Raw genomic sequence first — 12,614 nt, forward strand, 5'->3', positions numbered from 1 at the left:
AAACCGGGCAAGGAAATCACACACCCCTGGCAGCAGAGCGGATAGCTGTCAAAGTTGACAGAAGCGACGAGTGGTTAGTGAAGACTCAGGCCTGGTTCCGCTCGGTCAACCGTTGCACGGCCAGCCGCCGATAGTGCGACGGGGTCATGCCCTTGAGCTGCTGAAAGCGCCGATTGAAGTTGGAAATGTTATTGAAGCCCGACTCAAAGCACACATCCGTCACCGCCTTGTCGCCATCGGCCAACAGTTCGCAGGACTTGCTGATGCGCAGTCGGTTGACGAACTCAATGAACGTGCGCCCGGTGGCCTGTTTGAACACCCGGGAAAAATACGTCGGCTTCATCCCCAGGTACTCCGCCACTTCTTCCAGCGGCAACTCCCGGGCGTAGTGGGCAAAGATGTAGTCCACCGCGCGGTTGGTGCGGTCGATGCTGTGTTCGTCGGCTTGCTGTGGGGTGGTCACGCCAGACAGCAGTTGGTAGTCCTCACAGGCGCTCAACACTTCCAGCAGGATAAAAAAGTGCCCCAGGCGCGCCATGCCGTGGGCGTCCTCGATCTGCTGCATCAGGGTCATGGCCTGGGCGATAGTCTTTTTGCAGCGGAATTCGATGCCGTAATGGGCGCGCTCGAGCAACGGCGCCAGGCTCTTGAGTTCGGCGAAGATGTGGCTGCCGTGTTCGAACAGCTCATCGGTGAAGTTCACCAGCATGTCGCGCTTGGGCACTACCTCGTCTTCCTCCACCTGGCTGATCCAGTTGTGGGGCAGGTTGGGGCCGGTCAGAAACAGGCTTTCCGGGTAGAAGTTGCCGATGTAGTCACCGATAAACACCTTGCCCGAGCTGGCGACGATCAGGTGCAGTTCGTATTCCTTATGGAAGTGCCAGCGCACCAGCGGGCAGGGGAAGCCGTGCTGGCGATAGATGATGGACAGACCGTTGTGATCGTCCATCAGCTCGTAGGAAGGGTCGGTGATGCGCGTTGCTCGGGTCATGTTGCCGTCGCTTTATTGTGGTCGCTGCGTAGGATAATGCCCCGTCGCGCGCGACCTCGCCAGTGACAGCATTACAGGGTGCGGTTTTTTGCCTCGATCCACTGGGACATGTACTGGGTACTTTTATGCGCATGATGGCGCAGCATGCTGCCGGTGAAGTTGTCCCGGCGATGGGCGGCGAGGTGGTGGCGGCAGTGTTCCAGGCAGGCCACCAGCGCAGGCCCGTGGACCGATTGGTCGTAGCGCTGGGCAAGCAGTTGACGACCGTTTTCCTGGGCCTGGGTCCAGCGTTCGCGGTCCTGATAGAGGCTCACGGCGGCGGCAGCCAGGGCCGAGGCGCTGTGTTCGATGGCGCCCGGCCAGGGCTGATCATCGCCCATGGCCTCGGCGCCGATAGGGGTGGTGACATTGGGCGTGCCGCACAGCATCGCATCGATCAACTTGCCCTTGATGCCCGCGCCAAAGCGCAGCGGTGCCAGGCAAATACGCGCGGCGCTCATCACCTGCAGCGCGTCTTCGGCCCAGTTCATCACATGAAAACCCTGGGCCGGGTTGTGCAGGGCGGTTGCCTTGGGCGGTGTGTACGCGCCGTAGATATGCAACTGCGCGCCCGGCAATTGCTGGCGGATCAGCGGCCACAGGCTGTTCTTCATCCATAGCACCGCGTCCCAGTTGGGCGCATGGCGGAAGTTGCCGATGCTGAGAAAGTGCGCACGCTCTTCAAACGGCGCAAACGCGGCGCTGGGCGGTTGCAGCATCAGCGGGCACCAGTGGAGCAGGGCGGCCGGCACCTTGAACTGTTCGGTGAGCAGACGGATTTCCACGTCGGAGATCATCAGGCTGATGTCGCAGCGGTAAATGGCAGCAATTTCGCGTTTGGCCAGGTCGGTATCGGCCATGCGTTGGAACTCGTTCTCCAGCGCCGGCGCGAACAGGGCGCTGAGGTCGTCGCTGTCGGGGTTGGCCTTTACGTGCTCCTTGAAACGCTGGTGGCGGGCGTCGCGCAGGCTTTGCAGGTCAGAGGTCTCCAGCACGCGCAGGGCGTCGGGGCAGCACTTTTCGACGCGCCAGCCGAATTGCTCTTCCATCATGAAACGGTCGAACAGCACGATATCCGGGGCCAGTTCGCGGACAAAATCATCGAAGCTGCTGTTATTCAGTTCAATGGCGCATTCAGCGATGCCGAGTGCGGGCAAGTCGGCCTTGTGTTCGCCGATGGTCGCCGGGCTGCTGAAGGTAATGTCCCAACCCTGTGTAAGAAAACTCTCAAGGATTTGCATCATATGCCCGCCCGCAGCCGAGGAGCGCGGCTCCGGCCAGACGTAACCAATGACCAGGACTTTGGTGGCAGGCTGATTCATCAACAGCGGTTTCCTTGAGGGACAGGCGAAAAGCGCGCAATTAAACCACAACCCGGCGGCATGACAATTTGTGTCTGGCGGTAGGTAGCGTCGGCACTTTGTGGTTAACTTCGGCCTCTCGAATTCGTTTAACCAAAACCCAGCATAAGGATTCCGTTCATGGCTCAAGTCACCCTTAAAGGCAACCCGGTCCAGGTTGAAGGCGAATTGCCACAAGTCGGCACCCAGGCGCCCGAGTTCACCCTGACCGCCGGCGACCTGTCGGACGCGACCCTGGCGAGCTTCGCCGGCAAGCGCAAAGTGTTGAACATCTTCCCAAGCGTCGACACCCCGACCTGCGCGACCTCGGTGCGCAAGTTCAACGCCCAGGCCAACGACCTGAACAATACCGTGGTGTTGTGCATTTCCTCGGACCTGCCGTTTGCCCAGGCACGTTTCTGCGGCTCCGAAGGCCTGGACAACGTCAAGAGCCTGTCGGACTTCCGCAGCGCCGCGTTCTCCCAGGATTACGGCGTAGACATCGTTGAAGGCCCGCTGCGCAGCCTCACCGCTCGCGCCGTTGTGGTGCTGGATGAGAACGACAAGGTGCTGCACAGCGAACTGGTTGCCGAAATCGGCCAGGAGCCAAACTACGAAGCAGCCCTGGCTGTTTTGAAGTAACTGTTTCTGCGCATGACTGTCGTAAGGCAGTCACACGTATGATGCAAGCTTGCGGCCTGGCCTAGTCCAGGCCGTTTTTATTTGGGTGTCAGCAGCTTAGCGAAACAGCCCGCAGACCAGGACCCGAATTTTAAAAGTTGTAAGCCCAAGGTAAATAGCCGGTAAAGGCGCTTTTCTAAATGCGCTCCAGTGCTTATCTTTCAGCCTCCCAAAGAAGAAGCTCTCGCGCCCAATGGTTGATCACTCCATGCAATCCTCCCCCCGCAACTCCCGCCGCTGGCTGTTTGGCCTGCTCGTGCTGCTGGTTATCGCCGGCCTGTGCTGGAAATTCTGGCCCGGCGGCGCGACCCATAAAGACGCCCCGGCCGGGCACACCGGCAAGACCGGCATGGCGCGCCCAGGGTTCGGCGGCGCAACCGGCCCGGTGCCGGTGCGCGTGGCGCCGGCTGTTTTGGGGGAGTTCCCGGTGTACTACAAGGCCCTGGGCACGGTGACCGCGCTCAACACCATCAACGTGCGCAGCCGGGTGGGCGGCGAGCTGGTGAAGATCGCCTTTGAAGAGGGGCAAATGGTCAAGGCCGGCGATTTGCTCGCCGAGATCGACCCGCGCAGCTACCAGAACGCCTTGCTCCAGGCCCAGGGCACGTTGCTGCAGAACCAGGCGCAGTTGAAAAACGCCCAGGTCGATGTGCAACGCTATCGCGGCCTGTACGCCCAGGACAGTATCGCCAAGCAGACCCTGGACACCGCCGAAGCGCTGGTCCTGCAATACCAGGGCACGGTCAAGACCAACCAGGGCGCGGTCGACGATGCCAAGCTCAACCTTGAATTCACCAAGATCCGTGCGCCGATTGCCGGTCGCGTCGGTTTGCGTCAGCTCGACGTCGGCAACCTGGTCGCTGCCAACGACACCACAGCCCTCGCGGTGATCACCCAGACCCAACCGATCAGCGTGGCCTTCACCCTGCCGGAAAACACCCTGGACACCGTCCTCACCCGTTATCACGCCGGCAACAAGCTGCCGGTGGAAGCCTGGGACCGTGGCGATACGAAAAAGCAGGCGGTGGGCGTGCTGCAGAGCCTGGACAACCAGATCGACGTGACCACCGGCACCCTGAAATTCAAGGCGCGTTTCGATAACAAGGATCAGGCGCTGTTTCCCAACCAGTTCGTCAATGTGCACTTGCTGGCCGACACCTTGCACAACGTGGTGCTGGCACCGTCCGCCGCGATCCAGTTCGGTAACAGCGGCACCTTTGTCTACAAGCTCGATGGCGACAACAAGGTCAAGGTCCAGCCGCTGGTGGTGGGTGATACCGATGGCGACAACACCGTGATCAAGCAAGGCCTGGCGGCGGGTGATCGGGTGGTCATGGAAGGCACCGACCGTCTCAAGGACGGCAGCGAAATCGAAGTGGTCAACGACAGCAACGAAGTGCCGACCACGCCGACCGAACACCTGCAAGGCAAGCCCGCGGCGAAAGGGGAGACCGGTACTGACGCCGGCAAGGCGCAAAAGGTCGGCGCATGAACCTGTCGCGCCTGTTTATCCTGCGGCCGGTCGCCACCACGCTGAGCATGCTCGCCATCGTGCTGGCCGGCCTGATTGCTTACCGCTTGCTACCGGTTTCGGCCTTGCCCCAGGTGGATTACCCGACCATTCGGGTGATGACGCTGTACCCCGGTGCCAGCCCCGACGTGATGACCAGCGCGGTCACCGCGCCGCTGGAGCGCCAGTTCGGGCAGATGCCCGGCCTGACCCAGATGGCCTCCACCAGTTCGGGCGGTGCGTCGGTACTGACCCTGCGCTTCAACCTCGACATCAATATGGATGTCGCCGAGCAGCAGGTGCAGGCTGCGATCAACGCCGCCACCAACCTGTTGCCCAAGGACTTGCCGGCGCCGCCGGTGTACAACAAGGTCAACCCGGCGGACACCCCGGTGCTGACCCTGGCGATCACCTCCAAGACCATGCTGCTGCCCAAGCTCAATGACCTGGTCGACACGCGCATGGCGCAGAAGATCGCGCAGATCAGCGGCGTCGGCATGGTCAGCATCGCCGGCGGCCAGCGCCAGGCGGTGCGCATCAAGGTCAACCCCGAGGCCCTGGCGGCCAATGGCTTGAACCTGTCGGATGTGCGCACCCTGATCGCCGCGTCCAACGTCAACCAGCCCAAGGGCAACTTCGACGGGCCCACGCGGGTGTCGATGCTCGATGCCAACGACCAGTTGGTATCTCCCGAGCAATATGCCGAACTGATCCTGGCCTACAACAACGGCGCGCCGTTGCGCCTCAAGGACGTGGCACAGATCGTCGACGGCGCCGAAAACGAGCGCCTTGCCGCCTGGGCCAACGAAAACCAGGCCGTGCTGCTCAATATCCAGCGCCAGCCGGGCGCCAACGTGATCGAGGTGGTTGACCGTATCAAGGCCCTGCTGCCGAGCATCACCGACAACCTGCCGGCGGGCCTGGACGTGACGGTGCTCACCGATCGCACCCAGACCATCCGCGCGTCGGTCAAGGATGTGCAGCACGAATTGCTGATCGCCATCGCCCTGGTGGTGATGGTGACGTTCCTGTTCCTGCGCCGGGTCAGCGCCACGATCATTCCGTCCATCGCCGTACCGCTGTCGCTGGTCGGCACCTTTGGCGTGATGTACCTGGCGGGGTTCTCGGTCAACAACCTGACATTGATGGCCCTGACCATTGCCACCGGCTTTGTGGTGGACGACGCCATCGTGATGCTGGAGAACATCTCCCGTTATATCGAGGAAGGCGAGACGCCCATGGCCGCCGCGCTCAAGGGCGCCAAGCAGATCGGTTTCACCCTGATTTCCCTGACGCTGTCGCTGATCGCCGTATTGATCCCGCTGCTGTTCATGGCCGACGTGGTCGGGCGCTTGTTTCGCGAGTTTGCCATTACCCTGGCGGTGGCGATCCTGATTTCCCTGGTGGTGTCCCTCACGCTCACGCCGATGATGTGCGCACGATTGCTCAAGCGTGAACCGAAGGAAGAAGAGCAGGGCCGCTTTTACAAAGCCAGCGGCGCCTGGATCGATTGGTTGATCGATGCCTACGGGCGCAAGCTGCAATGGGTGCTCAGGCACCAGCCGCTGACCCTGCTGGTGGCCATCGCCACCCTGGGCCTTACGGTGGTGCTGTACCTGGTGGTGCCCAAGGGCTTCTTTCCGGTGCAGGATACCGGGGTGATCCAGGGCATTTCCGAAGCGCCGCAGTCGATTTCGTTTGCCGCGATGAGCCAGCGCCAGCAGGAACTGGCGAAGATCATCCTCGCCGATCCGGCGGTGGAAAGCCTGTCCTCCTACATTGGCGTGGACGGTGATAACGCCACCCTCAACAGCGGTCGCTTGCTGATCAACCTCAAGGCCCATGGCGTGCGCGACTTGAGCGCGGTGCAGGTGATCGCGCGCCTGCAACCGGCCATCGATAAGCTGGTGGGTATCCGCCTGTTCATGCAGCCGGTGCAGGACCTGACCATCGAAGACCGCGTCAGCCGTACCCAGTATCAATTCAGCATGTCCTCACCGGACGCCGAGTTGCTGGCGCTGTGGAGCGACAAGCTGGTGCATGCCCTCGGCCAGTTGCCGGAACTCACCGACGTGGCCAGCGACCTGCAGGACAAAGGCCTGCAGGTGTACCTGGTAATCGACCGCGATGCCGCCTCGCGCCTGGGCGTCAGCGTCTCGACCATCACTGACGCGCTCTATGACGCCTTCGGCCAGCGGCAGATTTCCACCATCTACACCCAGGCCAGCCAGTACCGCGTGGTGTTGCAGGCCCAGTCCGGCGAAACCCTCGGCCCGGCCGCGCTCAACCAGATCCATGTGAAGACCACCGACGGCGGCCAGGTGCGGCTGTCGAGCCTGGCCCATGTGGAGCAGCGCCAGGCGCAGTTGGCGATTGCCCATATCGGCCAGTTCCCGGCGGTGATGATGTCGTTCAACCTGGCCCCCGGGGTCGCGCTGGGCAAAGGCGTGGAGCTGATCAACCAGACCCAGAAGGACATCGGCATGCCGGTCGGCGTGCAGACCCAGTTTCAGGGCGCGGCCCAGGCGTTCGAGGCCTCGCTGTCGAGCACCTTGCTGCTGATCCTGGCGGCGGTGGTCACCATGTACATCGTGCTCGGCGTGCTCTACGAGAGTTATATCCACCCGATCACCATTCTCTCGACCTTGCCCTCGGCGGCGGTGGGTGCCTTGCTGGCCTTGCTGCTCAGCGGCAATGACCTGGGCATGATCGCGATCATCGGCATCATCCTGCTGATCGGTATCGTCAAGAAGAACGCGATCATGATGATCGACTTCGCCCTCGACGCCGAGCGCAACCAGGGCCTGGACCCGCAGACCGCCATCTACCAGGCGGCGCTGCTGCGCTTCCGGCCCATCCTGATGACCACCCTGGCGGCCTTGTTCGGTGCGGTGCCGTTGATGCTGGCCAGCGGCTCCGGTGCGGAATTGCGCCAGCCTCTGGGCCTGGTGATGGTCGGCGGGTTGCTGGTGAGCCAGGTATTGACGCTGTTCACCACGCCGGTGATTTACCTGTATTTCGACCGTCTTGGCCGGCGCTGGCGTAAAGAGCCGCAAAGCCTGGAGCCGGTTGAACCATGAACCTGTCCGGACCTTTCATTCGCCGGCCGGTAGCCACCATGCTGCTGAGCCTGGCGATCATGTTGCTCGGTGGCGTCAGCTTCAATTTGCTGCCGGTGTCGCCGTTGCCGCAGATCGACTTCCCGGTAATTGTGGTGTCGGCCAGCTTGCCGGGCGCCAGCCCCGAGGTGATGGCGTCTACCGTGGCCACGCCGCTGGAGCGCTCGTTCGGCGCGATTGCCGGCATCACCACCATGAGCAGTTCATCGAGCCAGGGCTCCACGCGGGTGATTCTGGCCTTCGATTCCGACCGCGATATCAACGGCGCGGCGCGGGAAGTGCAGGCGGCAATCAATGCGTCGCGCAACCTGCTGCCCAGCGGCATGCGCAGCATGCCCACCTACAAGAAGATCAACCCGTCCCAGGCGCCGATCATGGTGCTGTCGCTGACCTCCGACGTGTTGCAGAAGGGCCAGCTGTACGACCTGGCCTCGACCATTCTGTCCCAGAGCCTGTCCCAGGTGCCGGGCGTGGGCGAAGTGCAGATTGGTGGCAGCTCCTTGCCGGCCGTGCGCATCGAGCTGGAGCCCAAGGCCCTCGATCAGTACGGCGTGGCCCTGGATGATGTGCGCAATACCATCGCCAACGCCAACCAGCGCCGGCCCAAGGGTTCCCTGGAAGACAGCGAACGCAACTGGCAGATCCAGGCCAACGATCAGTTGGAAAAAGCCAAGGACTACGAGCCGTTGCTGATTCGCTACCAGAACGGCGCGGCGTTGCGCCTGAGTGATGTGGCGAAGATCAGCGACGGCGTGGAGGACCGCTACAACAGCGGGTTTTTCAACAACGATTCGGCGGTACTGCTGGTGATCAACCGCCAGTCCGGCGCCAACATCATTGAAACCGTGCGCCAGATCAAGGCGCAGTTGCCGGCGTTGCAGGCGGTGCTGCCGTCCAGCGTCAAGCTCAACCTGGCCATGGACCGTTCGCCGGTCATCACCGCCACCTTGCACGAAGCCGAGATGACCCTGCTGATCGCCGTGGCCCTGGTGGTGCTGGTGGTGTACCTGTTCCTGGGCAACTTCCGCGCCTCGTTGATCCCCACCTTGGCGGTGCCGGTGTCGCTGGTGGGCACCTTTGCGGTGATGTACCTGTACGGGTTTTCGCTGAACAACTTCTCGCTGATGGCGCTGATCCTGGCGACCGGCCTGGTGGTGGACGATGCCATCGTGGTGCTGGAGAACATCTCCCGGCATATCGACGAAGGCGTGCCGCCGATGAAGGCCGCGTACCTGGGCGCCCAGGAAGTCGGCTTTACCTTGCTGTCGATGAACGTGTCGCTGGTGGCGGTGTTTCTCTCCATCCTGTTCATGGGCGGGATCGTCACCAACCTGTTCCGTGAATTTTCCATCACCTTGTCGGCGGCAATCATCGTTTCGCTGATCGTGTCGCTGACCCTGACCCCGATGCTCTGCGCACGCTGGCTCAAGCCCCATGTCAAAGGGCAGATGACCGGCTTGCAGCGCTGGAGCCACCGCATCAACGAACGCATGGTCGCCGCCTATGCCACCAGCCTGGACTGGGTGCTGCGCCATCGACGCCTGACCCTGCTCAGCCTGTTGCTGACCGTGGGCGTGAACATCGCGCTGTACGTGGTGGTGCCGAAGACCTTCATGCCCCAGCAGGACACTGGTCAGTTGATTGGTTTTGTGCGCGGGGATGACGGGCTGTCATTCAACGTGATGCAGCCGAAAATGGAAATCTTCCGCCAGGCCGTGCTCAAGGACCCGGCGGTGCTCAGCGTGGCCGGTTTTATCGGCGGCAACAGCGGCACCAACAACGCGGTGATGCTGGTGCGCCTCAAACCGATTGCCGAGCGCAAAATCTCGGCCCAGGCCGTGATCGAGCGACTGCGCAAGGAAGTGCCGCTGGTCCCCGGCGGGCGTCTGTTTCTGATGGCCGACCAGGACCTGCAATTCGGCGGCAGCCGCGACCAGACCAGCGCGCAGTATTCCTACATCCTGCAAAGCGGTGACCTGGCCGCGTTGCGCCTGTGGTACCCCAAAGTGGTGGCCGCCATGCGCGAGCTGCCGGAGCTGACCGCCATCGACGCCCGCGAAGGGCGCGGCGCGGCCCAGGTCACCCTGATTGTCGACCGCGACCAGGCCAAGCGCCTGGGGATCGACATGGCCATGGTCACCTCGGTGCTCAACAACGCCTACAGTCAGCGGCAGATTTCCACGATCTACGACAGCCTCAACCAGTATCAGGTGGTGATGGAGGTCAATCCCAAATATGCCCAGGACCCGATTACCCTCAACCAGGTGCAGGTGATTACCGCCGATGGCGCGCGCGTGCCGCTGTCGACCATTGCCCATTATGAAAACAGCCTGGCCGATGACCGCGTCAGCCATGAAGGCCAGTTCGCCTCGGAAAACATCGCGTTCGACATGGCGCCAGGCGTGACGGTGGAGCAGGGCACTGCCGCCATCGAGCGCGCGATTGCCAAGGTCGGCCTGCCGGAAGACGTGATCGCCAAGATGGCCGGCACCGCCGATGCGTTCGCCGCGACCCAGAAGGGCCAGCCGTTCATGATTCTCGGCGCGCTGGTGGCGGTGTACCTGGTGCTGGGCGTGCTGTATGAAAGCTATATCCACCCGCTGACGATTCTGTCGACCTTGCCCTCGGCCGGCGTCGGCGCGTTGCTGTCCATCTACCTGCTGGGCGGTGAGTTCAGCCTGATCTCGTTGTTGGGGCTGTTCCTGCTGATCGGGGTGGTGAAGAAAAACGCGATCCTGATGATCGACCTGGCGCTGCAGCTTGAGCGGCATGACGGCATGAGCCCGCTGGAGTCGATTCGCAGCGCCTGCCTGCTGCGCCTGCGACCGATCCTGATGACCACGCTGGCGGCGATTCTTGGCGCCTTGCCGCTGCTGCTCGGCGCCGGCGATGGCGCGGAAATGCGCCAGCCCCTGGGCCTGACCATCATTGGCGGCCTGGTGTTCAGCCAGATCCTGACCCTTTACACCACCCCGGTGGTTTACCTCTATCTAGACCGCGCGCGCCACCGCTTCAACGCCTGGCGCGGCGTGCGTACCGATGCTGCCCTGGACACTGCGCTATGAATGATTCAACCAACGCGAACCCCACTGTAGGAGCGAGCTTGCTCGCGAAAAACGTGCAGACACCGCGTTCTTCCAAGCTCGGCGCGTTATCGTTGACGACCTTCGCGAGCAAGCTCGCGCCTACAGTGGGGTTGGCGTTGTTGCTCAGCGCCTGCGCCATCGGCCCCGATTACCAGCGTCCGCCCGTGGTCGAACCGGCACAATTCAAGCAAGCCCAGGGCTGGCGCCAGGCCAACCCGAGCGACTCCCTGGCCCGGGGCGCGTGGTGGGAGCTGTACGGCGACCGCCAACTGAACGAGCTGGTGGTACGCCTCAACAGTTCCAACCAGACCGTCGCCCAGGCCGAGGCGCGTTTCCGTCAGGCCCAGGCACTGGTGCGCAGTGCTCGCGGGGCGTTTTACCCCAGCGTCGACCTGAGCGTCGGTAAAACCCGCGCCAGCCAGGGTACCGGCAGCAGCAGCGCGAGCCTGAGCAGTTCCAGCAGCGGTATTCGCGACACCCTCAATGCGCAACTGGGCGTGAGCTGGGAAGCCGACGTCTGGGGCAAATTGCGCCGTGGCCTGGAGGCCAACGAAGCCAGCGCCGAGGCCAGCACGGCAGACCTGGCGGCGATGCGCCTGAGCCAACAGTCGGAACTGGTGCAGAGCTACCTGCAGTTGCGCGTCATGGATGAACAGACGCGTTTGTTGCAAGCCACGCTGGACACCTACCAGCGTTCGCAGCAGATGACCGAAAACCAGTACCGCGCCGGTGTTGCCGGCAAGGACGCTATCGCCCAGGCGCGAACCCAGCTCAAGACCACCCAGGCCAGCCTGATCGACCTGATCTGGCAGCGTGCCCAGCTGGAAAACGCCATTGCGGTATTGATCGGCGAAGCGCCGGCCAATTTCAGCCTGGCCGTCAGCAAGGACATCCCGGCGTTGCCGCAGATTCCCGTGGGCCTGCCGTCGCAGCTGTTGGAGCGCCGCCCGGATATCGCGTCGGCCGAACGTTCGGTGATTGCAGCCAACGCCAATATTGGTGTGGCCAAGGCCGCCTATTATCCTGACTTGACCTTGAGCCTGGCGGGGGGCTACTCCAGCAGCACCTATGAAGACTGGATCAGCCTGCCGAACCGTTTCTGGTCGGTGGGCCCGAAGCTGGCCATGACGCTGTTCGACGGCGGCCAGCGCTCGGCGGAAGTCGACCGCAGCGTGGCCAGCTATGACGAAACCGTGGCCAAGTACCGTCAGACCGTACTGGATGGGTTCCGCGAAGTCGAAAATTACATGGTGCAGCTCAAGGTGCTGGCCGACGAAGCGGTGGTCAGCAACGAGGCGCTGGAGTCTGCTCGCGAGTCGTTGCGGTTGACCGAGAACCAGTACAAGGCGGGGCTGATTGCCTATCTGGACGTGGTTACCGTGCAGGCAACGGCCCTGAGTAACGAGCGCACGGTACTGAACTTGCTGCAGTCGCGGTTGGTGGCGAGTGTGCAGTTGATTGCGGCGTTGGGTGGGGGGTGGGATGGGAACACCCGTCCGGCCGACCAAGATAAGTAGGGGTAATTCAATCTCGGGATGGCCTATGCTGCTACCCGAATGACACGCTTCGGTCAATGTGGGAGGGGGCTTGCCGATGGCGGCCTCAGAGCCGACCAGGATGTTGGATCGATCCCGGTCCAAATGTGGGAGGGGGCTTGCCCCCGATGACGGCCTCAGAGCCGACCAGGATTTTGGATCGATCCCGGTCCAAATGTGGGAGGGGGCTTGCCCCCGATGGCGGCCTCAGGGCCGACCAGGATGTTGGATCAGACCGAGTACATATCCGTTTCTGCGGTAACGGCCACTTAGGGTTCCGCCCTGACGGCGGCTCACTTTTGAAAAGCGCAAA

At 62.6% G+C, this 12,614-nt stretch carries 7 protein-coding genes; 5 read left to right on the forward strand and 2 right to left on the reverse strand.

Going from position 1 to position 12,614, the window contains the following annotated elements; all coding sequences use genetic code 11:
- Window positions 1-85 precede the first annotated feature (85 nt).
- Together J1G34_RS21170 and J1G34_RS21175 are read right to left on the reverse strand one after the other, a co-directional pair.
- Window positions 86-991 (reverse strand): AraC family transcriptional regulator, encoded by a 906-nt coding sequence (locus J1G34_RS21170; protein WP_065893185.1) that lies wholly within the window; start codon window positions 989-991, stop codon window positions 86-88.
- Between the two features lie 71 nt (window positions 992-1,062).
- Window positions 1,063-2,352, reverse strand: coding sequence for a glycosyltransferase (locus J1G34_RS21175; RefSeq protein WP_222994586.1), 1,290 nt, complete (start codon window positions 2,350-2,352; stop codon window positions 1,063-1,065).
- Window positions 2,353-2,511: 159 nt separating this feature from the next.
- On the opposite strand from J1G34_RS21175, the gene tpx reads away from it, so the two are divergent.
- From tpx to J1G34_RS21200, 5 genes are all read left to right on the forward strand, one after another.
- A complete protein-coding gene (gene tpx / locus J1G34_RS21180; RefSeq protein ID WP_065893188.1) occupies window positions 2,512-3,012 on the forward strand; it encodes a thiol peroxidase in 501 nt (166 codons plus the stop codon).
- A gap of 232 nt (window positions 3,013-3,244) precedes the next feature.
- A complete protein-coding gene (locus J1G34_RS21185; RefSeq protein ID WP_222994587.1) occupies window positions 3,245-4,543 on the forward strand; it encodes an MdtA/MuxA family multidrug efflux RND transporter periplasmic adaptor subunit in 1,299 nt (432 codons plus the stop codon).
- The gene (locus J1G34_RS21190; protein ID WP_065893191.1) at window positions 4,540-7,641 is read left to right on the forward strand and encodes an MdtB/MuxB family multidrug efflux RND transporter permease subunit; all 3,102 of its coding nucleotides are present in this window, start codon (window positions 4,540-4,542) and stop codon (window positions 7,639-7,641) included. The genes J1G34_RS21185 and J1G34_RS21190 overlap by 4 nt, the downstream gene beginning before the upstream one ends.
- Window positions 7,638-10,745 (forward strand): efflux RND transporter permease subunit, encoded by a 3,108-nt coding sequence (locus J1G34_RS21195; RefSeq protein WP_065887321.1) that lies wholly within the window; start codon window positions 7,638-7,640, stop codon window positions 10,743-10,745. Before J1G34_RS21190 ends, J1G34_RS21195 begins: the two co-directional genes overlap by 4 nt.
- On the forward strand, window positions 10,742-12,283 hold the full coding sequence (locus J1G34_RS21200; RefSeq protein WP_083203232.1) for an efflux transporter outer membrane subunit: 1,542 nt from the start codon (window positions 10,742-10,744) through the stop codon (window positions 12,281-12,283). The genes J1G34_RS21195 and J1G34_RS21200 overlap by 4 nt, the downstream gene beginning before the upstream one ends.
- Window positions 12,284-12,614 lie beyond the last annotated feature (331 nt).

This window comes from Pseudomonas sp. Wu6 (assembly GCF_019891515.1).
Classification (GTDB): domain Bacteria; phylum Pseudomonadota; class Gammaproteobacteria; order Pseudomonadales; family Pseudomonadaceae; genus Aquipseudomonas; species Aquipseudomonas orientalis_A.